The sequence below is a fragment of the Nocardia iowensis genome, from assembly GCF_019222765.1.
GTDB lineage: Bacteria > Actinomycetota > Actinomycetes > Mycobacteriales > Mycobacteriaceae > Nocardia > Nocardia iowensis.
On record NZ_CP078145.1, the window covers coordinates 817444 to 843976 of the forward strand.

Genomic DNA, 26533 nt, shown 5'->3' on the forward strand with positions numbered 1-26533 from the left:
TGCTAGGAATAGGGACGTGCGACGCTTCGAATTCCCGGTGGACCGCAAACATGCCCACGCGGTCAACGAAGTCTTCGCCGACCAGCGTCGACTACGCATCATGGCGATTGCCGCCGCGGTGATCGCGACGACCGGCGCGGCCTATTTGATCTGGCTGCGCCATCCGTGGGCCTATCTGCTGGCCGTCGCCTTCGTGCTCGGTGCGGTGGTGGCGCTGTGGGTGGCCATCTGGACCGCTCGGCACGCCAGCATCGACAAGCTGTACACCGACGGCGAGCTCGTGCCCGCGGTGGTCTCGGAGACCTATCCGTCGAGTGTGGTGCTGCTCGCCCTGGTCGACGTGTCCAAACCGGGCACTGCCGATTCGCGATACGCGCTGGTGATCCGCCGGGTCCGCGCGCTGCCCGGCCATGTGGCCGAGGCGGGGGAGCGGGTACCCGCGGTCGCGGTGCGTACCGACCGGGCGCCGCGACAGGTCGGGGAGCGCTGGCAGTCGGTCAGTGCCATGCCGATCGCGTGGGGCACCACCGATGAAGCGGTCATCGAACGCGCCCGCGCCGCCATCAGCGACGCCGAATGGCGTTTGCTCACCGACAATCTCGCGCTCACCGACAAGGTGCGGCGCGCGCCCGCAAAGCGCCTGCTGCTCGATCCGCACCAGTTGCCTGGCGATCTCGGCTCCTGAGTCCGATGGCGATCTTGCCCTTTTCCCGTTGCGCCGCCGCATAGACTCCGTAAATGGTTCCGCTGTCCAACCTGCTGGCGTTTCTCGCCGCGGCGATCGTCATCATCATCGTCCCCGGGCCCGGTGTGTTGTTCACCATCGGGCGGGCGCTCACCCTCGGCAGGCGCGCCGCGCTGTTATCGGTGGCGGGGCACTGCGTTGGCGTCTTCATCGTGCTGCTGCTCGTCGCGGTGGGGCTCGGCACGCTGCTGATGGCGTCGTCGCTCGCGCTCACCGTGATCAAGTTCGCCGGCGCGCTGTACCTGATCTACCTGGGCATCCAGGCGATCCGTGAGCGCAAGTCGCTGCGTGCGGCACTGGGCACCGAGATCCCGCGCACACCCGATGCCAAGGTGCTGCGGCAGAGCGTCATCGTCGGGCTCACCAACCCGAAGGCGACCATCTTCTTCGCGGCCATTCTGCCGCATTTCGCCGAGCCCGCCGCCGGGTCGCTGCCGCTGCAATTCCTCATCCTCGGCTCTGTCTTCCTGGCCGTCGCGGTGGTCTCCGATAGTGCGTGGGCGCTGCTGGCGGTCTCGGCGCGGGCCTGGTTCGCTCGCTCGCCGCGCAGGCTGGAGGCGGTGGGCGGCGCGGGCGGAATGATGATCGTCGGCCTCGGCGCGTCGGTGGCGCTGAGCGGCAGCGCCGACTGAACCGACTACCATCCATCGAAGCGGTACGCGTGTACTGGAAAATCGCGGGGCGGAGAAGGGGTCGTGGTCGAATGAGGTTGTCCGGCTGGATGTGTGCCGCGATCGTGGGTGGGCTCGTCGTGGCCGCGGTGCCCGCTGCCGCCGACCCGCCCGCTGATCCCTTCACCGGATCGGCCGGTTTAGGCGATCCGTACTACCCGCTGGACGGCAACGGCGGCTACGACGCCCGCCACTACGACGTCACCATCGACTACGACCCGCCGAGCCACCAGCTCAACGGGACGACCCGCATCGATGCCGTCGCGACCCAGGCACTGCGCGCGTTCAACCTCGACTTCGCGGGGCCGGACGTGCGGATGGTGTCGGTGAACAACCTGCCCGCCGCGTTCGACCGCAACGGCGAGCACGAACTCACGGTGACGCCCATGCTGCCGCTGCTACCCGGCCTGCCGTTCACGGTGACCGTCGACTACGCGGGCGCCGCCGCCAACACCGAAGGCAACGGCTGGACGTACGCCCCCAGCGGCGGCGCGTTCGCCGCGGGCGAACCACATTCCGCGACCACCTGGTACCCGCTCAACGACACCCCGTTGGACAAGGCCACCTTCGCGGTGCACGCGACCGTCCCCGCCGAATGGGAAGTCGTCTCCAACGGCCTGCGCACCCAGGACGCGGTGCAGGGCGACCGCCGCACCGTCAGCTGGGAGGTGCGCCAGCCGGTGCTCGGTTACCTGACCACCATCGCGATCGACAAGTTCAGCTTCCTGGACCAGCAGCGCGCCAACGGCACCCCGCTGATCAGCGCCTTCGCCCCGAACGCGGAACGCAACCGGGAGACCGAGCAGCGCCTGCCGGAAATCCTCGACTTCATCGAATCCCTTTACGGCCCTTACCCGTTCGAAACTTCCGGTGGCATCTACGTCGACGCCGACATCATGTTTTCGCTGGAAACCCAGACCCGTCCGATCTACGCACCGTGGACCGACCTGCCGACCGTCGTGCACGAGATCGCGCACCAGTGGTGGGGCGATTCGGTCTCGGTGCGCCAGTGGTCCGATATCTGCCTGAACGAATGCTTCGCCAGCTACACCGCCGACTACCTGTGGCCGGAGCACAAGGAAGGCAGGGACGTCGACGCGGAGTACCGCACGACCGTCCGGAAGTACCTGGACAACAGCGAGTTCTGGCATGTGCCGTTGGAAAATCCGGGTGCGGGTAGCGAATTCACGTCCGTCTACTACCGTGGCCCGCTGTTCCTGCACGCACTGCGCAAGCAGCTCGGTGACGACGTATTCTTCACGGCGGTACGGGATTTCAACGCACGCCACGCCTACGGCAACGCGTCCATGCCGGAGTTCCGCGCGTTCGTCCAGGCCATGTCGCCGACCGACCTGACCGGCTTCTTCGACGCTTGGCTCAACCAGACCACGCCACCGCCGGACGAATATCTCTTCCCCGGCAGCCTGCGCGGCTGACCTACCTCACTCGCCGTCGACGCGTTCGCGTGCCCGCTCCACCCACCGCTCGACCCGGTCGAGTTGCCGCTGCGCCGAACGCAACTGGTCCTGCGCCGCGCGTTCGGCCGTGCGAGCGAACTGCCGCTCCTGCTCGGCATGCGCGAGCTGTTCCTTCAACTCGGTGATCCGAGAGTCGATGTCGCCCAACTGATCTTCCGCGCGTTCGACCTCCTCGTGCGCGGAATCCCGTGCCGCGCGCGCGGATTCGAGGTCCTCCAGCGCGTCGTCCAGTTCTTGGCGCGGGCTGTCCGCTGGCGCGTCTGCTTTCGGCGAGTCGTCCTTCGGTGCCGCCGCGACCGCGGCCAAGCCGGGACCGGCGGGGCCGAACCCCTCGTAGGTCGCCGCGGTGGCCACCGTCCCGGCATGCACCTGCTCGCCGACGTCCGGATCGGCCAGTGCCGCGGTCAACGTCTGCCCGACCTCGCGCAGCACGCCCTCGTTCACCGGATGTCCGTGTTCGGCGGCCAGCGCGCCCGCCTTCTTCGCCAGCGCGTTGACCGCCTGCTGACGCTGCCCGGTGAGGGTGCGCAGCTCGTCACCGGACAGTTTCTGCTGCGCCGAGCGCAGTGCCGCACCCAGTTGCAGCAGCGCGTCCACGTCGTCGGGCGCCTCGCGGGCCAGCAGATTCACCGTCCACGCGGTGACCGTGGGTTTACGCAGCTTGCCGATGGCGGTGGCGAGTTCTTTGTCGCCCGCTTCCTTGGCTTCCTTGACCCTGGCGGCACGGGCCGCGACGAACTCACTCGGAGCGAGTCCGTACAAGTCGCGGGCAGCGTCGTCCAGCGTCATACTTGCCAAGCGTAACGACATGGTCGGTGGAAGCGAAAGAACCCACGTATTGGACGAATGTCCACGTTATGGGTCATACGCGAAAGGCATTGCTAGTGAATAACTTTGGATTCCAACTGCTCGGCCGTCTGCTTCCCAGCATCCTCGGGTACGCGCTGCTCGGCCTGTGGGGCCACTGGTAAGCCGATCGGACCCTTCGATATCACCCGTAGAGCTGATGCGGTCGCGTTGCGCGGCCGGGTATCCTCACCGCGTTCGCGAGCGGCGTGAATGTCTTCGGTGAGAGAGGTTTTCAGGTGAAGTTTCCAGGAGCGAGGCTGCTGGCACGCGTGGTGCTTGCCCTCGTAGCGGTGGCCGCGGTGGTGGTCACGGTGGTCGGGTGTTCGGCGGCCAAGGATGCGAGCAAGTCCGACTCGGCCAAGGCCAATGTGGGTGACTGCCTCAATGTCATCAAGGGTTCCTCGACCGATGCCAAGACCGAGCCGGTCGACTGCTCGTCGGAGAAGGCCGTCTACAAGATCGTGCAGTCGTCCGACAAGAAGACCGAATGCGCCACCGACTACACGTCCTACGAGGAGACCCTGGCCGGCGGTACCACCGCGTTCCTGTGCCTGGCGCCCAACTTCAAGCAGGGCAGCTGCTACAACGAGAGCAGCACCACCGGCTACAAGCACGTGGAGTGCGGCTCCAGTGAGGCCACTTTCAAGGTGGTGAAGCGGATCGATGGCGAAGCCGACGAACTGCTGTGTGGCGCGGACGCGGACAGCTTCCGCCTGATCTCCGAGGCCCCGAAGATCACCTTCTGCTTGGCCAAGGCCAAGGCCTGATCATTCGAGCAGGGCGACGGACGCGATCCGGTGCAAGGTGAAGTGCCGGACCGCGCCCGTCACCGGGTCCAGCGCGTCCAGCTGGCCGTTGCCGACCTTCAGCGGTTCCACCACGCGCTGCGTCGCGACGCCGGAAGCGTCGACGTAGCCGATATTCACCGACCGCCGCACCCGCGCGGCCAGTTGCAGCAGGGCCAGGGTCGCCGCGGTATTGGTCCGGGTGCCGTCCATCCGCACCGACTGGCCGGAGCGGGCGATGGTGGCGCGTTCGGCCGCGCGTAGCTCCGTGACCAGCAGTTGCAGCTGTTCGGTGCTGGGCGGCGTCGGCCGCCACGACTGCCTGGCGTTGGGTCGCACGGAGATCCGGGCGCCGCGCGGCCGCAGATCCACGATGATGCCCGCGGAATCCTCGCCCGCCGGTGCGAAACCGGCCGCCCGCAGCTGGTCGAGCACCTCGCCGAGCGGCGCCTGGGCGATGGCCACAGTCGGCGCGATGGCGCGCAGCGCGAGCGTCCCCGCCACCGGTGCGGCGAGCACCTGGGCGAGCAGCGCCGGGTCGTCGCTGCGCAGGAACGACTGCGCCATCCCGGCGCGCAGTTGCCCGTGCCGCCGGGCGACGTCATCGATCAGGTAGGTCAGTGCCTGCGGAATCGGGGTCCGCGAATGCTTCGTGAACAGCGCGTGCAGTTCGGCCGCGGTGAGCCCGGCATCGAGCGCCCGCCGCACCGAGGTTTCGCTGATCCGGTACACCGTTGCCGCACCGGCGGATTCGACATCGGCGACCAAAGCGATCCGCTGCTGTAGATCCGCGGTGAGCGGGCCGGGGGCGATCACCGTCAGGTCCGCTTGGACCAGCACATGATCGACCGCCGCGGGTAGCGCCGACTCCATTTCCGCCTCGGCGTCGGCGGCACTGTTCGGCGCGCCGTGCAGCAGCGCGCGGGCAGGCGAGGCGAGGGCGCCGCGTCCGATGAAGCCGAGCGCCGCGGCCTCCGTGAGTGTGTTTTCCACCGCCTCCAGCCGGAAGTGCCTGCGCCAGCGCGGTTGCCGCCAGGCGAGCACCCGGCCGATATCGGCGGGGGTGAGCGCGCTGCCGGACGGATACTCGGCGAGCAGACCGAGGATGGCGTGCCGGTCGCGCGCTGCGTGCGGGGCGCGTAGCTCCAGCGAGAGCGCCGCCAGCGGTTTGTCATTGGCGTCGCGCATGCCGATCATCCATGGCATCCGGTCCAATTCGAGCCATGCGATGGCCAACGCGGCCCAGCGCCGGGCCGGCGGCGCCTCCAGCCAGGCATCCACGGCCGGGGTCGGCGCCCAGAAGTCTTCGGTCGAATCGACCTCCGGCGGCGGGTCCGGCAAACCCTTTTCGATGAGTCGCGCGGCGGCCAGCAGTTCGACCAGCAAACCCGCTCGCGGCTCGTCGATGCCGGTCTGTTTGGTGATGCGGCGCAGCTCGCGCACGCCGAGCCCGCCCGCGCGCAATGCCGGGGCGGGTGCCTGACCGAGGACGTCGAGGATGGCGGCGCAGTGCCGCAGCAGTTCGCCCACCTCGCCCGCCGCTACCGCGTTCACTTCGCCGGAAGTCTGCTTCTTCGGCTTCGGTGCGGGCGGCGTCAGTGCGTGTGGGTGCGTCACCGGCTCGTTGCGCAGCACCTGGCCGACGGTGACCGGCAGTTCCACCGTCTCGTCGTCGATCCGGTTCAACAGCCTGCGGGCCAGCAACTGCTGGATCGGCCGGTCGGCCGGGGTGCCGGGGGCGGCATCCCTGGTGCGTCCCCGTGGTCCGGTGGTCGCCAGTTTGTCCAGTAGGGCCCGCGCGGCCGGGGTCAGCTCGGGCAGCGCGTCCCGGACTTCCGGTTCGGTGAGCGAGTCGGGGATCTCGGTGGTGCTGCCGATCGGCCATGGCAGCGCTTCGACGGCGGCCGTAACGAGGTGCAGGTCGTCGCCGCTGGTCCAGACCAGCGCCCGGGCGGACAAGCGCGCCAGTGCGGCATCGATCGCGGCGGCGGGCACGCGGTCGCGCAGCTGCACGTGCAACTCGTCGCGGCCCAGCGGGGCGCCATTGCTGTCGGTCCGCGTCACCCCGTGCACCGCAAGGGTTTCCAGGATCGCGAAATCGAGCGTATCGAGGTCATCGGTGGCACGCAGCACCGAGGCACGTTGCTCGGCGCGAGCGGCGAGCACCGCCATCGAAGACGGCAGCGGCACGGCCAGATCGGGCCGCAGTTCGAGCAGCGTGACCAACTGGGCATCACTACGTCCACCGAGCCATCCGGCTAAGGAGTCGGTCGCGGTCATCCGATCCAGCCTACGGTGCCGGATCGTTGCCCGCCGGTGCGGAGCATCCGTCCGGCCTGACGACACACCAGAGGCGGAACCGGCGGCGGGTTAGCTAGCATGGGCGCGTGGTGAACAAATCGAAGAAACCTTATGTCGACAACGGGTGGCCGAAGGTCGCCGAGGGAGACCACGCGGTCACCGAGCTCTCGTCGACCCGTTCCGGTGGGCTCTCGCCGTACGGTGAGGACACCGAGTTTCCGGTCCCGGCAGATCAGCTGCCTTACATGCACCCGAACACGGTGATCAACCGCTGATTTCCGGACGGAAAAGTCCGAAGATACGAATAAGGGCCCCGCATCCGAGGATGCGGGGCCCTTATTCGTGATTGATCAGGAAGGCAGCAGACCCTTGTTCGCCTCGTAGAAGTTCACGATGGCGGGATCGAGCTTGGTGCCACTGGCCTTGGCGGCGTTGAAGAAGTCGAAGGCTTCCTTGGGCACCTGAACGCCCTGGTTCTGCACGACCTCGAGGGCGCGGTCGACGGCCGAGAAGACCTGCTGGGTGCTGTCCGGCGCGGCCTGAGCGGCCTGCGGCGCGGGCGCGGGGTTCCAGCGCGGGGTGTCGTTGGTGGTGGGGGCCGAACGCGGGGTGGGTGCGCTGCTCAGGCCGAGGTTGGACGAGCAGCTGGGCCAGGCGCCCCAGCCTTGGGAGGCGAGCACCTTCTCGGCGACCGCGATCTGCTGCTCCCGGGTGGCCTGGTTGGCGCTGGCCGCGTACTCGCCGCCGCCGTGGGCCTTCCAGGTGCTCGGCGAGAACTGCAGTCCGCCTTGGTATCCGTTGCCGGTGTTGATGCCCCAGTTACCGCCGGCCTCACACTGTGCGAGGCGATCCCAGTCGGAGTCGGGTGCCGCGCTGGCGTTGCCTGCGAGGGCCACACCTGCGGTGCCCATGATGGCGCCGGTCACGGCAACCTTGGCAACCGTGCGCCCGGTGGAGCTTGGCTTGCGATGGCGTCCACTCATATCGGGTTCGTCTTCCTCTCGACGCACCTGCGAGGTCATCGGTCGGGCTGGACTGAGAGGTCGTCATGCCCGCCCTCGCCCCTACGTTTCCGTCGGGTTTCCGGGTCCCGCGGGGCGAGGTTCGGTGCGGCGGGCCGGTGGTTGCCGGTTGTCCCGGCTCGGTAAGAACCGTACGACGATCGCCGCGAAAAATCACCATTTGGTAACCGGCGTGTACGGACGGGTCTCGATGCGGTCTCGGTGTAGGGGTCAGCCCTTCCTCGCAGCTAGAAGCGGTGCGCTCAGGCCCGTGCCGGGCCGTCACCGGCTCGTGACCTTCCCGTTATGTGACGAGGATCACAACTCGGATTTGGTAACGACAGACTCGGGTAACCGGTTCGCAGCCTGCTCGCGACCTCCGGGTCACCGCGCCACGGATCAGCGCGAACGTCTACCCGAGCGGAGCGCGAAAACCACCGCCAGCAGAAATCCGAGGGGGGCGAGCAGTGCGGTGAAGTAGAGCCACAGCCCCGGCGATCCGTCGGACACCACCGGCGTCAGAAAGATCGCGATGATCGCCAGCAATCCCAGCGCGAACAGGCCTAGCGCGAGTCGCAGCAACCAGTCACCCGGCCTGCGCTGCCCGCCGCCGGTCGGCGCGGGACGCCCGCCCTCGGGCGGCGGTGAAGCGGAAGGGTTCGTCACCGCACGACCGTAAAACTGATGTGCTTGCGTGATTCGCACCGGGGTAGACTCATAGACGATCGCGTCCCGCATCTCTGCTGGGCGCGTTCTTTTCGCAAACAGAAAAGGACCTGTTCGCGGCGTTGTGCCGCAGCGGGTTACGCAAACAAATGTGCTCGGGCCGATGGGGTCCGAGTTTTCGATGATGAACGGGTGAGCGCAGTGCCGACCGGCAGGGTGAAGTGGTACGACGTCGAAAAGGGCTTCGGCTTCCTTTCCCAGGACGAGGGTGAGGACGTCTATGTCCGTTCGTCCGCGCTGCCCGACGGTGTCGAAGGACTCAAGCCGGGGCAGCGCGTCGAATTCGGCATGGCCGCGGGACGTCGCGGACCGCAGGCGCTGAGCCTCAAGCTGCTCGAAGCGCCGCCGTCGGTGCGGCAGGGGCAGGAACGTGAGCGCGTTCGCAAAGAGCCCGTCGCGCGTAAGCACACGCCGGATGAACTGCACGGGATGGTCGAGGACATGATCACCCTGTTGGAGGCGACGGTGCAGCCGGATCTGCGTAAGGGGAAGTACCCGGATCGTAAGACGGCGCAGCGGATTTCAGAGGTTGTTCGCGCGGTCGCGCGGGAACTCGATCACTGAGTTATTGGCCGCGTGGCCGCGGCGTGTTCGCGGCCCCTGAATGTCAGCATCGCGTAGCGATTCGATGAGGGGCGGTGGTCGGGCGACGGGTGGGCCTCGCGTCCGAGCGGCCGAGACTCGCGCCTGCGGCGCATGCGCTTCGGCCACTCGGACGCGAGACGGGCCGCGAACGCACTCGTAAGACTCGCGCTGTGGTGGTTGGGTGGCGAGGGACGGTCGCGAGTGGGTGTACCGGCTTCAGTCCGCCGTGCTGATCGACCAAGCTGCGTGCGGGATGTAGAACTCTTTGCCGGTGTCTTGGTCTCTGGCGAGGATCGGCAGCTGGAGTTCGAGGCCGACGAGGCGTAGGTCCGGTTCGGGGTGTGAGTCGATGGTTACGGCCATCGCGCCCTTGGGGTAGTTGGTGTGGTTGATGACGCGGTCGATGCGCTCGCCGTTGGGGAGCGCGTAGACGAGTTGGGCGAGCCACGGCGCGTCGGCTATCTGCTTCGGCAGGGACAGTTGCAGTGGGTAGTCGGGCGGCACCATGAGCTGGACGGTCTTGCCGTAGCGGCAGTCCTCCATCTTCACCGAGCAGTAGACGTACGGGGTGACGTTCACGGTCTTGCCGTGGGCGTAGGCGGTGATCACGGGGTCGTGCTCCTCCGCGTTGCGGACCAGCACCACCAGGATGCCGACGAAGGCGACGGTGGCCACGAGCAATGCGGCTACGACCAGGGCGACGACCGTGCGGGGTTTGGGCTTGCTCATGCTGCCGCCTCGCTGCCACTCGGCGCCGCCGGGCGCACGGCCGCGGTGTCGATGGTTCGCTCGCTCACTGGCTGGGATCTCCTATCCCTCGTTGGATACGCGTCGGGTCGCCGCCGCTCGATCCCGGTCGGCGGTATGTCGAAGTCTGTGGCATCGGACGGGTCGCGGGGACTTCCTGTTCCGCGTGTTGCGGGCGATTTCCGCCGAGCCCGGGCAGCAGCGAATGGCCGCGGTAGCTGACGAAGGTCTGCACCAGGCCGATCACCAGTATCGCGGTGATCACCCCGAAACCCTTCCAGTAGTCGGTCGGCAGCAGTACGCCCGCCGAGCCGCCGACGACCCAGCTGAGCTGCAGCACGGTCTCCGAACGGCCGAAACCGGACGCGATCGACTCGGGCGGCAGATCGTCCTGGATCGACGCATCAAGCGACACCTTCGCCAGCGCGCTGGTACCCGACGCGACCAGGGTGGCCAGCGCCGCACCGAGCAGATTGTTGGTGAACGTCGCGAAGAGCGCGACCAGCGCACAGGCCGCGGTGCAGCCGAGCACGATCAGCGTCGGCTTGCCGAGCTTGAGCCGGGCACCGGTCGCATTACCGGTGAAGTTGCCGACCGCCGCGGCGGCGCCGACCACCCCGAGCATGGCGGCCTGCTGGACCGGCCGGTGCTCGGTGGCCTTGGCGACGAAGGCGACGTAGAAGGTGAGAAACCCGGTCAGTACTCGGATGGCACTGTTGCCCCACAGCGCGGTCACTACCGACCGGCCGAGTGGCTGCCTGCGTTTACGCGGCGGCGTCGCGGCTTCCTTTTCCGGCGAAAGCGCCTCGGTGCGTGCGTGATAACTCAGCGTCGCGGGCACCTCGCCCTCGGTGACCTCGACCCAGGACGGGATCCGAAGGCTGAGATACGCACCGGCGCAGGCGATCAGCGCCGCGAAGATCAGCGCGCCCTTGGAGTCGGCGAGCATGGCGACGATCCCGGCGATCGCGCCCGCGCCGATCGTGCCACCGACCAAGCCGAAGACCGTGAGCCGAGAGTTGGTGCGCACCAAGTCGATATCGGGTGGCAGCACGCGTGGTGTCACGGCGCTCTTGAGCACCGAGAACGACTTACTGCCGATCATCATGCACAGCGCGAGCGGATACAGCGCCCAGTTGTCGAATTCGAGGATCAGCACCACCGCGACCACCGCGCGCAATGCGAACGAGGTCGCCAGCGCCACCCTGCGGCCGTGCTGCAGCCGGTCGAGCATCGGGCCGATCAGCGGGGCGATCACCGCGAACGGCGCGATCGTGATCAGCAGGTACAGCGCGACTTTCGTCTTGCTCTCGGCAGTGGCGCTGGCGAAGAACAGGGTGTTGGCCAGCGCGACGGCGACCGCGGCGTCCAGGGCGAAGTTCGCCATCGTCGCGTAGGTCAGCGCGGTGAGGCCGGATTTGTCGGCGCCGTCCGCCTTCGCCGCGCGCTGGAAGGTGGCGATGCCTCGTTCGGTCAGCTCGCGCCCGCGCATGGCGGCGACGCGGGTGACCGTGAGTTTGCGCGGAACACGTTGGCTACCAGGGGGAACGGGGGATTCGTCGGGATCGGCGATGTCCGGTTGCTCGGGTAGCGGCTCGGTGGGCGGCGGGGCCGAATATTCCGGCTCCGGCGGGTGCGGCGGTTGCGGGCGATGCGGGAAGACCCGTCGCGGCGTCTTGGCGGGTACCGGGTCGGGCTCATGACGGCCGCCGGGCAGCTGCCGGGCTTGCGCCTGCGGCACCGCGTGGCGGCGCGTTTCGGCATCCGACAGGTCGGGCTGGTGCCGGTCGATCGGCGGTACCGACCGGTCGGGGTTCAACGGCGGCAGCGGCCTGCGCGGGGACGGCGCGTTCGGTGGCGGATATCGGTCGAAGCCCGGATGCCGGTCGATCGGCGGGTACGCCGCGCCGTCCCACCGATCACGGTCGGGACCGGAGGGTTCGCGCGGAGTAGTCACGTCCTCAATTCTGTCGTACTTCGGTGCTGGGCGTTCACTCGCTCTCGAAGGTGTCGGCGGAAGGTGACGTTCATCGCGTCGCAGACGGCGGTGCATGCATCATTGACTTCCCCGCACAGCGAATCGCATGCGAATCGGCGTGCGGAGAGTCACCTGTTCCCGCGATCAGGCGGGGACGAACCGGACTTCGAAGGTCGTCGGCCAGTTCTTGCCGGTGAGCAGGAACCGGTCGGTGCCGGGGATCTGGGCGATCCCGTTGAGCGCGTCCTCACCCATCAGCGGGATCGGCGGGACCAGCGGGCTCGCATCGATCACGGCGAGCACGTCGCCGGTGTCCGGATCGATGCGCAGGATGTTGTTGGTCGGCCAATCGTTGGCGTACACCGAACCGTCCTCGGCGCAGTCGAGTTCGTTGAGCCGCGCGGTCTGGTGACTGGTGAGCCGGACCGAGCCGGTCGGCGCGAAGGTCACCGGATCACGGAAAGTCAGCGTGTCGGTGCCGTCGCTCATCACCAGCCGACCTGAGCGGGTGCACAGACCCCACCCCTCGCCCTCGTAAGGCACCCGGCCGCGTTCGGCCAGGGTCACCGGGTCCCTGGCGAATGCGACGTGGTCCTGCCACGTCAGCTGCCACAGCGTGCCCTCCGTCACCGTCAGTCCCTCGCCGAAGTACGGCGCGGGCAGGTCGGCCCTGGCGAGTTCGACGCCGGTGTGCAGGTTCGTCGCCCGCACGCTCGACGCGCCCGACAACCCGGTGCCTTCGTAGAGCACATCCCCGTCGATTTCCAGCCCCTGGGTGAATGCTCGCGGATCGTGCGACCGGGTGGCCACGACCTCGATATTCATCGTGGGCGACGCTTCTTCAGCGGCGCCGCACCCGCTCCAGATGACCAGACCGACCAGCACACCTATGGCCAACGAACGCCGATTGCGTTTCATACGGCAAAATGTAGGCCGTGAGCGCAGTTTCTGTTTCTGAGTCCGGTGTCAGGCCGATTTTGGCCGATGCCGTCGATCTGGCCCGCCGTGCGCTCCTGGAGTTGGAACCAGCCGGTGTCGGGGCGCATCTCGGCGTGGCTGCCGAGGACGACAGCGCGGCAACCCACCGTTTCGAGGCCACCCTGCCCGGCTATCGCGGCTGGCAGTGGGCGGTCGTGGTGGCGGCAGCACCCGACGCCGGCTATGCGACGGTGAGTGAATCGGCGCTGCTACCCGGCCCGGATGCCTTGGTCGCGCCCGACTTCGTGCCGTGGGATCAGCGGATCCGGCCCGGTGATCTGGCGCCAGGTGATCTGCTCGCCCCGCCGCCGAACGACCCGCGCCTGGTGCCCGGCTACGTCGCCACCGGCGACCCGGTTGTCGACGAGGTCGCCCAAGAGATCGGCCTCGGCCGCACCCAGGTGATGAGCCTCGATGGCCGCTTGGCGGCCGCTGAGCGCTGGTACGCCGAGTTCGGACCCGACACCGAGATGGCCAAGGCGGCGCCGTCCACCTGCGGCCTCTGCGGCTTCTACCTCCCGCTCGCCGGTTCCCTGCGCGCGGCCTTCGGTGTCTGCGGCAACGCCATGGGCGCCGACGGACACGTCGTGCACGCCGAATACGGCTGCGGCGCCCATTCCGACACCGTCGCCCCCACCGGCGGTGGTTCGCCGCTGTACGAAGCGTTCGACGACGCGGCAGTGGAAATCATCCCGACCGAGGCGCTGGTCGCGCCGGAGGCACCGGCCGAGGCGGCCCCCGCTGCCGATTCGACCCCCGCCGCGGTCGAGCCGAGTGATGCGACGGCCGCACCGGACACCGGGTCCGCGGCAGCCACTGCTGCTGATGTCGAGCCGACTGAGCTTGCCGCCGCGCAGGATGTCGCCGCGGAGGCGCCCGGTGGCGAGGCCGAATCCGCAGCCGCTGCCCAGGTTGCGCCGACTGCGGAGGTGGCTGTCGCCGACGCCGCGACGGCAGACGCGACGGCTACGCCGGATGTCGACGCGGTCGCTGCTGCGGAAGCGCCTGCCGCCGAGGTTGACTCGACCGATGTAGCAGTTGCCCCGAACGATACCGATGCGGCGCCGAACACCGAGGCGTCGTCCACGGACGTCGAATCGTCAGATGCTCCAGCTGTGCCGGGTTCGGAAGCTGTATCGAATGTGGACGCGTCCGACACCGTCGCCGGGTCGGTCGATGCCGCAGATGTCGTAGAGGTGCCGCATGTGGATGCCGCGGCTGCCGTCGAAACCGGCAGCGTTGTCGAGGGTCTCGAGGTCGCGCCCGGCGTTGCTGACGCGTTGAGTGCGGCTGCGCGGGGCGGTGGCGAGAGTGCCGCCGCTGCTGCGGGAATCGAGTCCGCGTCGACCGGTCAGGACGCGGCGGCCGGTGCTGCGGTGGCGGCAGCCGAGTCGAGCGTCGAGGCAGCTGAGCCGAGCGAGGCAGAAACCATCGACGCTGACAGTGGCTCCGACGTCGCCGCGGAAGGTACGGATGCCGTGGCGGACGAGCCGGTTGTCGGTGGCGAGGCCGAGGCGGCCGGGGGCCGGGCGGTCGAGTCATCGCCACAGAGCTGACCGAGACGGCCGATCCGTTCGGCACGTCGGCGTTGCGGGCGGGAGTTATTGCCGCTTGGCGTGATTCGCCGACCCGGTTGCGTGAAGACGCGGCGACCGAGGCGGATCTGGTGCGTGCCGGTTACCGCGATCGGCTGCTGACCGAGCTGGCGCAGAACGCCGCGGATGCCGCTGCCAAGGTGGGTGTCCCGGGCCGATTGGTGGTCCGGCTCGACGGGCGCGATCTGCGGCTGGCCAATACCGGTGCGCCGTTGGATCTCTCGGGAGTTCACGCGCTGACCGCACTGCGGGCATCCGGCAAGTCGGATGTCACGGCGGTCGGCCGGTTCGGTGTCGGCTTTACCGCGGTGCTTTCGGTCAGTGACGAGATCGAACTGCGCTCGTCCACCGGGTCACTCCGCTTCTCCCGCGAGCTGACCTGGGATGCGCTTCGGCAGAACAACATCCATATCCCGGACAGCCCGGCCGACGGATTCGCACCGCCGGTGCTGCGGATGGCTTGGCCGATCGAGGCTGCGCCACCGGAGGCCTTCGCTACCGAGGTGGTGCTGCGGCTGCGCCCCGACATAGCCGCCGACGCACTGCTCGCGGGCATGCACGCGGAAGCCGTCGACCTGCTGCTGGAACTGCCCGCCCTGCACAGCATCACGATCGAGGCGGCCGAATTCACCAGCATCACCGCCGATCTCGGCAACGGTGTGCACGAGGTGCGGATCACCGGCCCGGACGAGCATCGAGTCTGGTGGCAGTACCGTGCACCCCGCGCCCGCTGGCTCCTTCCGATTCGCAATGGCAGGCTGACCGCCGCCGCCCCGGACGTGCTGCGCGCACCGACTCGCTCCGATGAGGAATTGTCCCTCCCGGCCCTGCTGGTCGCCGACATCGCCATGCAGCCGGACCGCCGCCGCCTCCTGCCGGGTGCCCGCCTCGCCGAATTGGCTGTCGGCTACGCCGATTTCGCCCGCGCGCTACCGGCCCGCGACCGGCTGGTCCTGGTCCCCGCCCCGGCGTTCGCTCGCAGCGAGGCCGATGGCCTGCTCCGCGAAGCCGTCGTCCGCGAACTCCAAACCCACCCCTGGCTACCGGTCGTCCCCACGGCTTTCGCGGGTGCGGGCGGGGCCGAGGATTTCTACGATCCGATGCCGCAACACGTCCCGCCCGCGGGACCGGCGAACAGCCCCGAAGACGTGGCACCGTCGTCCTCGTCCGGCGGGGCGAGCGCCGCGGTGTGGCCCGGTGATGCGTCGGCCGCGCCTGAGGACGATGCTGCAGCACTTGCCCACTCGGGCTCATTCGACCCACCGCGCGCGGCCGCGCCCGGCGACTCAACCGTCGACGTCGCGGTGCCGACGCGGGCGAGTGCGCTGACCGGGCTGACCGACGAGTTGGCGCGCTTGCTCGATGACGTGGTCGGGCCGTTGGTGATTCCGGAGTTGTCGGGGCGCGGGCAGGCCGAGGCGTTGGGTGTGCTCGATGTGCATCGGCTGGGGTTGGCGCGGCTCGCGGAACTGTCTGGCGGCCTGGAGCGGGCGCCACAGTGGTGGTATTCGCTGTATGCGGCGCTGGAGCCGTTCGTGGTGGATCCGCTGGCCGCCGAGGAGTTGGGTGCGCTCGCGGTGCCGCTGGCCGACGGGCGGCTGGTCACCGGGCCGCGCACGGTGGTGCTCGACGATCAGCTCGAGGTCGCGATTCCGGTGCACTGGGCCAGGTTGGTGCATCCCGAGGCCGCGCACCCGCTGCTGGCCCGGCTGGGGGCGCGTTCGGCGACCGCGGCGGATCTGTTGAGCGAGCCCGGTTTACAGGCCGAGCTGGAAGATCACCCGGACGACCCGGACACCACCGATGCCGTGCTCCGCTTGGCCGCGCACGCCGACCCCGCCGCACTGCCGTCCTGGCTCGGGCTGCTCGAATTACCCGACGCCGAGGGCGAATTGCGCCCAGCCGACGAACTGCTGCTGCCCGACGCGCCGCTGCGCGAGCTGCTGGTCGAGGATTCACCGTTCAGTTCGATCGACCCCGCGCTGGTGGAACGCTATGGCGCACAAGCACTGCGGGCCGTCGGTGTCGGCTGGGACTTCAGCGTGGTCGTCGAGGTCGACCCGACCGGCCCGGACCATGATCTGGACGACGAGGACCGCTGGTGGTCGACGCTGACGGCAGACCCGCCGGAGCTGGCCGCCGTCCGCGATCTCGACCTGGTGGACGATGCGGCATGGCCGGAGGCGTTGTGGCAGTTGGCTTCCACGCCACGCACCCGCCCCCTGCTCACCGACCGCGACGGCTACACCGCGTGGTGGTTGCGCACCCACGCGCGCATCGATGGCATCCCGCTCGGCTTGTTTCGACATCCCACGGATACCGAATTCGCTGGTCTGCTACCGACATTCGCTGTTCCCGGTCTCGCGGACGATGCAGCCGCGATCAGCGCGGTACTCGCCGATCCAGTGGTGCTCACCCCGGAGTTGGCCGCGACCCTGCTCGACGCGCTCGCGGATCCATCGAAAACGCCCACCCCCGAGGTGGTTTCGCGAACGCACGCACGATTGGCCGCCGCCGTCGCCGCGGATCATCTCGACCTCACCGATCTCGACCTGCCCGACCGGGTGCGTGCCTTATCCGGATCCGTCGTCGACCCCGCGGCAGCTTTTGTTCTCGACCAACCCTGGTTCGGCTTCGCCCTGCCCCCGAATCGCCTGGTAGTCGGCGACACCGACACCGCGCCCGCGCTGGCGACCCTGCTCGACTTGCCGCTGGTCTCGGAGTCCGTCACCGCCGAGGTGCTGACCACGGGCCGTCGCGGCCCCTGGTCCTCCGAACCGCTCGGCGTGATACTGCGCCAACTGTTCTCCCTGCCCCCGCAGGACGGCGATCTGGTGCTGCACGACGACCTGAAGGTGCGCCTGCACGGCGCGGTAGCGGTCACGGCGTCCGTCCCGTGGTGGCGCGACGGCAACACCGTGCACGTCCGGGTGCCCGAGATTCAGCAATAGTTCGGCGAATCCGCATGCGCCGCACCGCCGCCGACGGTCAAGCCGCGTATTCCGCGATCATCTGGCTGAGCAGATCCAGCTGTGCGCGCACGCTTTCGCTGTCGTTGTCCACCAGCCAGCGCAGCACGACCCCGTCGATCACATTGAGGGTGAACCGGCTCAGTGATGTCAGCGGGACCGACCACTGGTTCGCGGTCGCGTCGCGCGCGTGTTCCAGGATGTCGGCGACGGTGGAGTCGTTGAAGTTGTACTGCTCGCGGGCGATCGCGAGTTTCGCCGGAGTTTGCTCACCCTCGCGCAACGCGTAAGTGGTGGTTTCGTAAGTGAGCAGTTGGCGTTCCGGAGTGGCTTCTATGTTGAGCCACATCAGTTCCAGCCCGGCGCGGATCAATTTTTGAAGTGCTTCTTTTCCACTTCCGACGTCTTGCCATACCGTTTCATTGGCGTCGACGGAATCGCGTAATTCCATCGACAACGCCTTGACCAGCTCGGTCATCAGCGCGTCCTTGTTTTCGAAACAGTAATGCACCACACCAAGCGAGACGCCCGCCGCTTGGGCGACATCGCGCGTGGTCACGCCCGCTACGCCCTTTTTTTCGGCAAGACCGATCGCGGCCTCGATAAGGTGGGCCCGTCTTTCTTCGACGCTCAATCGGGAGGACACCCAAGGGAGTTAAGCGCCCGAGGAGCGTGCAGTCAATTCGTCGCTCGAAAAATCTGGACTGGACGAGTGACCAGTTGTATGGTTCGCTGCCATCAGGATCGAAGGAGACGCGTATGTCGGTGTCGCGCAGAACCGTTCTTACCCGAACCGTTGTCGGTTCGGCGACGCTGGCCGCCGCGGCCGCGGTGCCCGCGATGTCCGGCGCGCGGGCGGCGGCCGCTCCCGGTTCCGGTGGCTACGAGATCGGTGTCGGGCTTTCCGACATCACCGGCCCGGCCGCCGAATGCGGAATGATGGGCTATTCCCAGCTCGAACAGCAGACCGCCGGCATCCACCTGCGCCCGCGGGCCAGGGCTTTCATCATCGGCAGCGCCGGGCAGCGCATCGTGTTCGTGGTGGCGGAGAACGGCATGATTTTCCAGTCCGTCCACCGCGGCGTCCTCGCCGAGTTGGCCCGCCGGTTCGGCGATCGGTACACCGAGCAGAACGTGCTGCTCACCTCGACGCACTCGCACGCGACCTGCGGCGGTTCCAGCAACGATTACGCATACAACCTGTCCATCTTGGGTTTTCAGCAGCAGGTGTACGACGCGGAGGTGGACGGCATCGTCGAGGCCATCGCGGCGGCCCACGCCGACCTCGGCCCCGGTTCGCTCGCGCTGGGTCGCGGTGAGCTGCACAACGCGAGCGTCAACCGGTCGCGGGTCGCCTGGGAGCTCAATCCGGTTGCGGACAAACAACACTTTCCCGAGGCCATCGACCCGGCGGTGACGGTCCTTTCGCTTGTCAAGGGTGGTCGGCAGGTCGGCGCCATCACCTGGTTCGCCACCCACAACACCTCGATGACCAACGAGAACCGGCTGATAAGCGCGGACAACAAGGGTTACGCGTCGTTCTCCTACGAGCACATCGAACACGGGGTCCGTTACCTCGACGGCGCACCGGATTTCGTCGCCGCCTTCGCGCAGACCAACGCGGGCGACATGTCCCCGAACCTGAACCTGCGGCCCGGCTCCGGCCCCACCGAGGACGAGTTCGAGAACACCCGCATCATCGGCGAGCGCCAGTACTGGGCGTCGAAAGCCGCGCTGGCCCAGGCCCGGTCGATGGGCGGGCCGGTCGACGCGATGCTCTGTTATGTCGACCTGGCCGACGTCGCCGTGGACGGCCGGTTCACCCCTGACGGGCAGCCGAGGCACACCGCACCCGCCGCCGCGGGCGTCTCACTCATCGCGGGCAGCATCGAGGACGGACCCGGCGTGCCCGGTGTGCCCATCCCGGAGGGGGTGCGCAACCCGTTCCTCCAGGCGCTGGGCGACCCCGCGGCGCCAGCGCCCGCCTGGCTCGCTGATGCCCAGGCGCCCAAGGCCATTGCCGCGCCGCTCGGCCTGCTCCCGCCGGTGGCGTGGGTGCCGAATGTGCTGCCGATTCAGCTGGTTCGGATCGGCGAGCTCTACCTGGCCGCGGCAGGCGGGGAGTTCACCATCACCTCCGGGCTGCGCGTGCGCCGTGCCGTCGCGGACGCGCTCGGCGTGCCGCTGGAGCAGGTGCTCATGCAGGGTTACGCGAACGCCTACCACGAATACGTCACCACCCCTGAGGAATACGATTCGCAGCAGTACGAGGGCGCCTCGACCCTGTTCGGCCGCTACACGCTCTGCGCCTACCAGCAGGAATTCACCCGGCTGGCAACGGCATTCGCCGCGCGCCAACTCGTCCCGCGCGGCCCGGCCCCGCGCGACGTGTCCAACCTGCAGCCGAACTTCCAGCCGGGAGCGGGCCCGGACGCCACCCCGCCCGGTCGCGACTTCGGCGATGTCCTCACCCAACCTGCGGCCGCCTACCCGCTCGGTGCGCAGGTCGCCGCCGAATTCGTTTCCGCCCACCCGAAACACAACACCCGCCGCAACAGCACCTTCCTGGAGGTGCAGCGGCAGAACGCCGCGGGGGCGTGGGTGCGGGTGGCCAACGAGGGCGAGTGGGCGGTGAAGTTCTACTGGAGCAAGCGTGGCACCGCCGAATCCGTTGCGCGGTTCACCTGGCACATCCCCGCCGACGCCACGCCGGGCCGGTATCGGTTCCAGCACTACGCCGACAGCCTGCGCCCCGACGGCGCGTTGCACCCGTTCACCGGAACTACCAACGACTTCGAGGTGCGCTGACGCCTACCGGGCTTCACAGCCCCGTCTGCGCCCCCTTGTCGCCCCGGCGCGCGCCGCGCCGCTGGATCAGAAAAATTCCGAGGGCCAGCACGCCGACCACCATCCCCATCAGGCAAACCGGCAGCACTGATGCCCACCGATCGCCGGTGGCCAGGACGACCACGGTGGCGAGCAACCACAGCGCGCTGCCGACCGCGAGCACCGGGCGCGGATCGGTCAGCCGCGGCGGGATCTGCGGCACTTTCTGAGTCACAGCTATAGCCTACGGGCGAGAACACGCGTCCGACGCGCACCGGTCCCGTATCGTTCACCTCTGTGACAACGCCATCCGATGTCCGAGCCCTCGCTGGTGAGCTCTCACTGGCGGTGGTTCGACTGACGCGTCATCTGCGCGGTCGCCGTGCCGACGCCCAGATTTCGCTGACCCAGCTCTCCGCCCTCGCGACCCTGTCTCGCGACGGCGCGATGACCCCCGGGGCGCTTGCCGCCAAGGAACGCGTCCAGCCGCCGTCGATGACCCGGGTCATCGCCTCGCTAACCGATCTGGGATTGGTCGAGCGCAAACCGCATCCCACCGACGGGCGCCAGATCATCGTCTCGCTGTCCGACGCGGGTTGCGCGCTTATCGCCGACGAAACCAATGCTCGCGAAGCCTGGATGACCGAACAGCTCTCCAACCTCACCGAGGAGCAGATCGCCGTGCTCACCCGCGCGGTCGGCATCATGAAGCAGATCGTCGCCGAATCCGAGTGAACCGTATTCACCCACCCCGTCGGCTTCGCCTCCTGCTATCCCCCTAGCGTTCACCCACCCCGTCGGCTTCGCCTAGCGCGCCCCGAACGGCTGGTCGCTGTCGACGATGTCGCGGCCGAGCGGGAACAGCGAGAGCGGGATGAGCTTCAAATTGGCCCAGCCGAACGGGATTCCGATGATCGAGATGAACAGCGGAATGCTGGTCAGCAGGTGTCCGAGCGCGAGCCACCAGCCCGCGACGACGACCCAGATGATGTTGCCGATCAGCGACCCCGTGCCCGCGCCCGGCTTCTCCACCGTGGTCCGGCCGAACGGCCACAGCGCGTACGCCGCGATCCGGAACGACGCGATCCCCCACGGGATGGTGATGATCAGGATGCAGCAGATGATTCCGGCCAGGATGTAACCCAGTGCCATCCAGAACCCGACGAACACCAGCCAGAGGATGTTGAGGACGAGCTGAATCGGCTTCATGCCAACCAGCATGCCAGCCGCCCGCCGATCCGGACATTTCTCCTCGATCACATCCCGTCGAGTGGCGCATGGCCGCGCCACTCGACGGTCGGATCAGAAGAACCAGCCCAGGACGGCGTCGCGGTCGGTGGCGAAGGCTTCTTCCAGCGGATGGAGGTGGGCGGCGGCTTTCGTTTGCAGGCGGTTGGCGGCGGCGAACACTCGGGCGGGGTAGGCGCCGAGGTACATGCTGCCGAGTACGTCGATGCCCAGTTCGATGTCGGGCGCTCGGGTTGTCGGGGTGCATTCGGCGACGCCGTCGCGGATCGTGAGGGCGAAGGTGCCGCCCGCGTCGCGGAACGGATCGGTCACCGCGAGAACGAGATCGAGGTCGCGCTGATACGAGCGAGCCGAGAGCGCCGCGGGAATGTCCATGAGCCGCAACCACAGTCCGTCATAGCGTGCCTTGGTGCGAACCAGGCGGGTGTTGGTCAACAGGTAGGGCAGCGGATCGTTGTCGCTGAGGACGGCTGCCACTTCGGTGACCAGATCCAGCCCGAGCAGCGCCCGCCACAGCGCGGCATGGGCTTCGGTCGTAACCGCCCGCAGCTCCACCACATCGACGGTCATGCCGGTTTCCCGATAGTGATACCGGTACAGCGCATAGCCGTCCGGGTGGGTGAACGCGAAAAGACTTGTGCCACCACCACGGTTGCGTTCCGGGTCGGCGAACCGCGCGGCCCAGGAGGCATCCGGGCGCACCTGCACGCCGGGAACGAACCTGCGCCACCGGTCGTAGACGGTCTTGATGTGATCGATGACCTCGTCCGGCGCGGCCAGCTCCACCCCACCCGGATCCGGTGCGGACGGCAGGAATTCGGCGAAGCGGCGATCGATGGTGACCGAGTTCTCCCGCACCGTCGGGCCGTAACCGAAGCGCCCGTAGATGGTTCCTTCGCTGGCGGTGAAGATGGTCAGCGGCAACCCTGCGGCCTCGGTGCGCCGATGCTGCTCGGTGTACATCGCGCGCAGGATCCCGCGCCGCCGATGGGTCGGCGCCACCCCGACCGCCGAGATCCCGCAGGCATCGACCGCCCGCTCACCCGGCACGGTCACCGTCATCGTCCTGGACTGCACATGCCCGACGATCCGCGCGCCGTCGACCGCGACGATCGCGTCCTCTACCGGAAACAGTTGCCGAATGCGGGCGATCTCGTCGTCGTCCGGTCGACCGCCGAAGGAGGTAGCCACCAGGGTCCGGATCGCGGGCGTGTCATCGGGGGTGGCGGATCGAATAGTGATGCCGTTCGTCAGCGTCATCGCTCGACCTTCGCACGCCGTCACGCCGTGCCGCACTCGAATTACCGCCGCGCGTGCGCTACCAGGACTTTCCCCGTTCGGTGTGCCTCATCGCGGCACGCTGGGGCGGATGCGGTGCGCGCGGAGCGGCTTCGCACCGGCGCACCGAACACCGGTCGCCGCACGGTGCGACGCCAACCGGCAGGATGTAGCGGTGGCCGAAGTGATCGATATCGACGACCCCGCCGATCCGCGGGTCGATGACTTCCGCGACCTCAAGTCCGCCGACCGCCGACCCGATCTGCCGGGACGCAAGGGACTGGTGATCGCCGAGGGCGTGGTGGTCGTGCAGCGGATGCTTGACTCCCGGTTCGCGCCGACGGCATTGCTCGGCGTGGAGAAACGTCGGTTGGAGCTGGCGGACGAGCTGGCCGAGGTCGAGGTGCCGTACTACCGCGCGTCCGCCGAGGTGATGGCGGAGGTGGTCGGATTTCACCTCAACCGCGGCGTGCTCGCGGTGGCGCCGCGGCCCACGCCGCTCACCCTGGACGAGGTGCTCGAACCGGCCAGGACGGTGGCCGTGCTGGAGGGCGTCAACGATCACGAGAACCTCGGTTCGATGTTCCGCAATGCGGCGGGGCTGGGGGCGGCGGCGATCCTGTTCGGGGATCGGTGCGCCGACCCGCTGTACCGCCGGGCGGTGCGGGTGTCGATGGGCCACGTGCTGCGGGTGCCGTTCGCTTCGGTACCCGATTGGCCGGAAGGTCTGGATATACTGCGGCGCAAGGGGTTCCAGATCATCGCGCTCACGCCGAACCCGGCGGCGGTGCGGCTGGCCACGGCGATGACGGGGGAGCGGGTGGCGCTATTGCTCGGCGCCGAAGGACCGGGGTTGAGTGAGGACGCGATGCGAGCCACCGATGTGCGGGCGCGCATTCCGATGTCGCCGGGCACCGACTCGCTCAATGTGGCCACCGCGGCCGCGATGGCGTTCTACGAGCGGGTGCGGACATGAGTTGTTCGCCCCATCATGATCCGACCCCGTGGGGCGCGGGCATCACCGTCGCGAGCATGGTCGCGCTGCTGGTCGCGGTCGCGGTATTCGCCTTCGGCCGCGCGCTCGCCGAGGTGCATCCGCTGGTCGCGGTGGCGGTGAACCTGGTCGCGGCGGGCGGTGCCGCGCCGACCGCCTGGCGGATGCGGTGGGCGCCGGTGACCAGATGGGTGGTCGGCGGTAGCGCGACAGGCGTGCTGCTCGGCTGGCTGGCGCTGCTGATGACCGGTCTGGCAGGTTGATCAGGAGACACGGTCGTGACCGCGCAGCCACCCGAACAGGCCCCGTTTGGGCCGAGCACCGTCCGGCTCGTGCTCCGGTGGGATGAGGGTGGCCGGGTCGGGCGCTTGGCCTTTCGGATACAGCGTGAACCCGCACACCGCGACATCACCGGGTACCAGCGCGCCCTCTGCGGCCGGGGCGCGGTAGTGAAAGCCGAGCCATTCGTTGTTCGCGGCGTCGGCGAAATCGGGCGGGTCGAACGGCAGCGTCTGCGGGTCGGGCAGTTCCCCGGCCTGCCAGCGCACCGGATGTTCGCCCGCCCAGTACGGGCGTTCCCACACCAGCGGCAGACCCTCGTCCTCCAAGATGTTCACCCGGCTGGAACTGAATGCCCTGCGGAATTCGCCGCGCTCCCAATGGGCGAACGCGCCCCAGCCGTGCGCGGTGTCGAACGACACCAGGTAGGTGTGCTCGGAGGCGAGCGGACGGACCAGCAATTCGGGGAGCTCGGTCGGGTGAATGCGGGCGGCCTGCGCCGAACACACCACTGTCACGCCCGGGTAGCAACCGATGTAGACCTCGTCGAGGTCGGGACCGGCACAGCCGGCCAGGGTGCCGACCATGATCGGCAGCACGTCTCGGTCGCTGTACAGCTGCTTCGCAAGCGCCAGTGCGGCATCGGGATCCGGATCATGATTGGCCCGCAGTACCGTCAACGGATCGGGTGCGTCGACATACCAGAGGGACGAAGCTTTCGATAGCATTTCCGGCACCTCCCGATGGTTGCACGAATCAGCTCCGCGAACTTCGAGCAACGCACTGCGGTGTCGAACAATTCACCGCGTTCGTGAACCGCAGGACGCCGTCGCACGCAGTCGACAACACACCAAAAAATCTACTCGCCCTGAACCGCTCTCGGCGGACCTTCCGCCCCTGAACACGCCAGCGAGCCTCGGAATCGCTTTCCACCGCACCCTCGGCGAACCGGCCGCAGTCGAGCTGAGCGCTCGGAAGATCGGCAAAGCGGGGAAAGTCAAGGGAGATCAGGATTATCGCAGGACCATCCTGGGCACGCAGCGGATCCCCAGCGTGCCAACTGATTTCGCGAGCGCAGGGGTAACTCGCCGGGAACCGGCTAACCCAGCCACCACCTCACCGCCAGCCGCCAACGCAACCGGCAGCGCGCCTATGTCTGGCCTGGATACGCGGAGAGGCGGGCTAGCCGAGCCTCAGTGGCCTGAGCTGCGCACCCCGAGCAGGACGTCCTCCCAGGACGGCATGGGCGCCTTGCCGCGCTTGGTGCGGGCCTGCTTGGCGGGCGCCTTGCCGTTGGCGGGCTTGGCGGGTTCCTCGGCGGCCTGCTTCGTCGACGCGGCGGGCGCGGGCGGGGCGGTGTCCGCGGGAGTGGCGGGGGCCGGTGCGGGCGTGCTCGGTGCCGGATTCGCCGCGGTGGGCGTGGCGGTAGTCGCGGCAGCAGGGGTAGCGCTCGCGCCCGCGGTGATGGCGGGTGTGCCCGCACCACCGGCCGCGACGGCACGCTGTTCGTAGTACTCGTCCAGCGTCGGCTGGCTCTGCTGCCGTGCGGTGGTGCGCGCGGGCGTGGCCGCGGGGGGCGTCGGCCGTGGCTCGACCGCGGGCTCCGGCTGCGGCGCGGGCGCCTCGGGCTCGGCGGGCAGGATGGTCGCCAGGCCGCGTAGCGCGCGGCCGAAGTCGGGATCGATCAGATCGGAAGCCGGGTCGTCGAGCGGCGACACCGAACCACCGTGCGCGTCCGGCTGGTAGCGCCAGTGCGCGGCGATTTCGGAACGCCCGTTCTGCCACTGCAATTGGGCGACCCAGAAGCCCTTCTCGTCCTTCCAGGCATCCCATTCCGCGCCCTCGATGTTGTGGCCCCGCTCGGTGAAGGCTGCGGTGACGACATCGATGAGGGTTTCCACGGCGGGGCCGTCGGGGCGAACGGGATGCGCCTTCTGCGCGAGTTCGGCCGCACGGGCACGTTCCAGCAACACCGGGTAGGCGAACCGCTCGACGCGGCTGGCCGGCATGCCGGATTCTTCGGTGACCTGGTCGACAGAGGCGCCTGCACGGATACGAGCCTGAATATCGCGAGGACGCATAGTTGCTTCCATTTCGATCTCGATCTGGCCGAATCGGGCAAGGTCTCCGCGTGCTGCGGCTCGTAGCTTGTCATCGGCGGGAAGCCGGTACTTCGCTCCGGACTCGGTGTCGATACACACGATGTGCGTGGAGTCGGGCGTCACCCCGATCACTCGAAGTTCACGCACCGTTACCTCCTTACCGCGTCGACTCGCGACACCGCCCACTTTCCGAAACAGTAGTGCACTTCTGGGATCCGTGGGGCAAGACACGCGGGGCGGAAATCACTTCGGACACTGACGCGCCCCGCTAATCTGCTCTATTGGCCGCGTGGCCGCGGCGTGTTCGCGGCCCCTGGAAGTCTCGCGTCCGAGCAGCCGAGACTTGCGCCTGCGGCGCGTGCGCTTCGGCTACTCGGACGCGAGACGGGCCGCGAACG

Annotated in this window: 25 protein-coding genes; 12 read left to right on the forward strand and 13 right to left on the reverse strand. The window is 68.4% G+C overall.

Features of this window, described 5'->3' with window-relative positions:
* Nucleotides 1-16: 16 nt before the first annotated feature.
* The 3 genes from KV110_RS03890 (at nt 17) to KV110_RS03900 (ending at nt 2852) form a co-directional block, all read left to right on the forward strand.
* The gene (locus KV110_RS03890; RefSeq protein WP_218473517.1) at nt 17-685 is read left to right on the forward strand and encodes a DUF3239 domain-containing protein; all 669 of its coding nucleotides are present in this window, start codon (nt 17-19) and stop codon (nt 683-685) included.
* A 53-nt stretch (nt 686-738) separates the two neighbouring features.
* Entirely contained in the window at nt 739-1377 is a 639-nt protein-coding gene (locus KV110_RS03895) for a LysE family translocator (RefSeq protein ID WP_218473518.1), read from the forward strand.
* A 71-nt stretch (nt 1378-1448) separates the two neighbouring features.
* Nucleotides 1449-2852 (forward strand): M1 family metallopeptidase, encoded by a 1404-nt coding sequence (locus KV110_RS03900; protein WP_218473519.1) that lies wholly within the window; start codon nt 1449-1451, stop codon nt 2850-2852.
* 6 nt (nt 2853-2858) lie between these two features.
* Here KV110_RS03900 and KV110_RS03905 read toward each other — a convergent pair whose 3' ends face one another.
* Nucleotides 2859-3683 carry a hypothetical protein gene (locus KV110_RS03905; RefSeq protein WP_218473520.1) on the reverse strand — a complete coding sequence of 275 codons (825 nt, stop codon included), beginning with the start codon at nt 3681-3683 and terminating at the stop codon, nt 2859-2861.
* Between the two features lie 296 nt (nt 3684-3979).
* On the opposite strand from KV110_RS03905, the gene KV110_RS03910 reads away from it, so the two are divergent.
* Nucleotides 3980-4510, forward strand: coding sequence for an LppU/SCO3897 family protein (locus tag KV110_RS03910; protein WP_218473521.1), 531 nt, complete (start codon nt 3980-3982; stop codon nt 4508-4510).
* Here KV110_RS03910 and KV110_RS03915 read toward each other — a convergent pair whose 3' ends face one another.
* On the reverse strand, nt 4511-6808 hold the full coding sequence (locus KV110_RS03915) for a helicase-associated domain-containing protein (protein WP_218473522.1): 2298 nt from the start codon (nt 6806-6808) through the stop codon (nt 4511-4513).
* Nucleotides 6809-6915: 107 nt separating this feature from the next.
* Between KV110_RS03915 and KV110_RS03920 the strand changes: the two genes are divergently transcribed.
* Nucleotides 6916-7104, forward strand: coding sequence for a hypothetical protein (locus tag KV110_RS03920; protein ID WP_040731009.1), 189 nt, complete (start codon nt 6916-6918; stop codon nt 7102-7104).
* Nucleotides 7105-7179: 75 nt separating this feature from the next.
* On the opposite strand, the gene KV110_RS03925 is transcribed toward KV110_RS03920, so the two are convergent.
* Both KV110_RS03925 and KV110_RS03930 read right to left on the reverse strand, forming a co-directional pair.
* Nucleotides 7180-7812 carry a resuscitation-promoting factor Rpf1 domain-containing protein gene (locus KV110_RS03925; RefSeq protein WP_218473523.1) on the reverse strand — a complete coding sequence of 211 codons (633 nt, stop codon included), beginning with the start codon at nt 7810-7812 and terminating at the stop codon, nt 7180-7182.
* 417 nt (nt 7813-8229) lie between these two features.
* The gene (locus KV110_RS03930; RefSeq protein ID WP_218478154.1) at nt 8230-8412 is read right to left on the reverse strand and encodes a hypothetical protein; all 183 of its coding nucleotides are present in this window, start codon (nt 8410-8412) and stop codon (nt 8230-8232) included.
* A gap of 285 nt (nt 8413-8697) precedes the next feature.
* On the opposite strand from KV110_RS03930, the gene KV110_RS03935 reads away from it, so the two are divergent.
* Nucleotides 8698-9120 (forward strand): cold-shock protein, encoded by a 423-nt coding sequence (locus KV110_RS03935; RefSeq protein WP_218478155.1) that lies wholly within the window; start codon nt 8698-8700, stop codon nt 9118-9120.
* Nucleotides 9121-9357: 237 nt separating this feature from the next.
* Here the strand turns inward: KV110_RS03935 and KV110_RS03940 are convergent, their stop codons facing one another.
* The 3 genes from KV110_RS03940 to KV110_RS03950 form a co-directional block, all read right to left on the reverse strand.
* Nucleotides 9358-9870 carry a DUF2771 domain-containing protein gene (locus KV110_RS03940; protein WP_218473525.1) on the reverse strand — a complete coding sequence of 171 codons (513 nt, stop codon included), beginning with the start codon at nt 9868-9870 and terminating at the stop codon, nt 9358-9360.
* Nucleotides 9871-9934: 64 nt separating this feature from the next.
* The gene (locus KV110_RS03945) at nt 9935-11845 is read right to left on the reverse strand and encodes an MFS transporter (RefSeq protein ID WP_246634336.1); all 1911 of its coding nucleotides are present in this window, start codon (nt 11843-11845) and stop codon (nt 9935-9937) included.
* Nucleotides 11846-12010: 165 nt separating this feature from the next.
* Complete coding sequence (locus tag KV110_RS03950; protein WP_218473527.1) at nt 12011-12784, reverse strand: glutaminyl-peptide cyclotransferase; 774 nt, start codon at nt 12782-12784, stop codon at nt 12011-12013.
* Between the two features lie 17 nt (nt 12785-12801).
* Here KV110_RS03950 and KV110_RS41995 point away from each other — a divergent pair, with 17 nt between their 5' ends.
* Together KV110_RS41995 and KV110_RS03960 are read left to right on the forward strand one after the other, a co-directional pair.
* Nucleotides 12802-14400 carry a DUF3027 domain-containing protein gene (locus tag KV110_RS41995; protein ID WP_218473529.1) on the forward strand — a complete coding sequence of 533 codons (1599 nt, stop codon included), beginning with the start codon at nt 12802-12804 and terminating at the stop codon, nt 14398-14400.
* Nucleotides 14397-17390, forward strand: coding sequence for a sacsin N-terminal ATP-binding-like domain-containing protein (locus KV110_RS03960; RefSeq protein ID WP_218478157.1), 2994 nt, complete (start codon nt 14397-14399; stop codon nt 17388-17390). Before KV110_RS41995 ends, KV110_RS03960 begins: the two co-directional genes overlap by 4 nt.
* Before the next feature lie 37 nt (nt 17391-17427).
* On the opposite strand, the gene KV110_RS03965 is transcribed toward KV110_RS03960, so the two are convergent.
* A complete protein-coding gene (locus KV110_RS03965; protein ID WP_246634337.1) occupies nt 17428-18042 on the reverse strand; it encodes a TetR/AcrR family transcriptional regulator in 615 nt (204 codons plus the stop codon).
* 125 nt (nt 18043-18167) lie between these two features.
* Here KV110_RS03965 and KV110_RS03970 point away from each other — a divergent pair, with 125 nt between their 5' ends.
* Nucleotides 18168-20216 (forward strand): neutral/alkaline ceramidase, encoded by a 2049-nt coding sequence (locus tag KV110_RS03970; RefSeq protein ID WP_218473531.1) that lies wholly within the window; start codon nt 18168-18170, stop codon nt 20214-20216.
* 13 nt (nt 20217-20229) lie between these two features.
* Here KV110_RS03970 and KV110_RS03975 read toward each other — a convergent pair whose 3' ends face one another.
* Nucleotides 20230-20469: a DUF2530 domain-containing protein gene (locus KV110_RS03975; protein WP_218473533.1), complete on the reverse strand. Its 240-nt coding sequence runs from the start codon at nt 20467-20469 to the stop codon at nt 20230-20232.
* A gap of 62 nt (nt 20470-20531) precedes the next feature.
* On the opposite strand from KV110_RS03975, the gene KV110_RS03980 reads away from it, so the two are divergent.
* Nucleotides 20532-20969: an Rv0880 family HTH-type transcriptional regulator gene (locus tag KV110_RS03980; RefSeq protein WP_218473535.1), complete on the forward strand. Its 438-nt coding sequence runs from the start codon at nt 20532-20534 to the stop codon at nt 20967-20969.
* A 72-nt stretch (nt 20970-21041) separates the two neighbouring features.
* Here KV110_RS03980 and KV110_RS03985 read toward each other — a convergent pair whose 3' ends face one another.
* The gene (locus KV110_RS03985) at nt 21042-21443 is read right to left on the reverse strand and encodes a YccF domain-containing protein (RefSeq protein WP_218473537.1); all 402 of its coding nucleotides are present in this window, start codon (nt 21441-21443) and stop codon (nt 21042-21044) included.
* A gap of 93 nt (nt 21444-21536) precedes the next feature.
* A complete protein-coding gene (locus tag KV110_RS03990) occupies nt 21537-22742 on the reverse strand; it encodes a GNAT family N-acetyltransferase (protein WP_218473538.1) in 1206 nt (401 codons plus the stop codon).
* 193 nt (nt 22743-22935) lie between these two features.
* Between KV110_RS03990 and KV110_RS03995 the strand changes: the two genes are divergently transcribed.
* Nucleotides 22936-23736: a TrmH family RNA methyltransferase gene (locus tag KV110_RS03995; protein WP_218473540.1), complete on the forward strand. Its 801-nt coding sequence runs from the start codon at nt 22936-22938 to the stop codon at nt 23734-23736.
* The gene (locus KV110_RS04000) at nt 23733-24017 is read left to right on the forward strand and encodes a DUF2537 domain-containing protein (protein WP_218473542.1); all 285 of its coding nucleotides are present in this window, start codon (nt 23733-23735) and stop codon (nt 24015-24017) included. The genes KV110_RS03995 and KV110_RS04000 overlap by 4 nt, the downstream gene beginning before the upstream one ends.
* Here the strand turns inward: KV110_RS04000 and KV110_RS04005 are convergent, their stop codons facing one another.
* Nucleotides 24018-24761 (reverse strand): DUF6928 family protein, encoded by a 744-nt coding sequence (locus KV110_RS04005; RefSeq protein ID WP_218473544.1) that lies wholly within the window; start codon nt 24759-24761, stop codon nt 24018-24020.
* Between the two features lie 465 nt (nt 24762-25226).
* Entirely contained in the window at nt 25227-26282 is a 1056-nt protein-coding gene (gene sepH / locus KV110_RS04010; RefSeq protein WP_218473545.1) for a septation protein SepH, read from the reverse strand.
* Nucleotides 26283-26533: the final 251 nt, after the last annotated feature.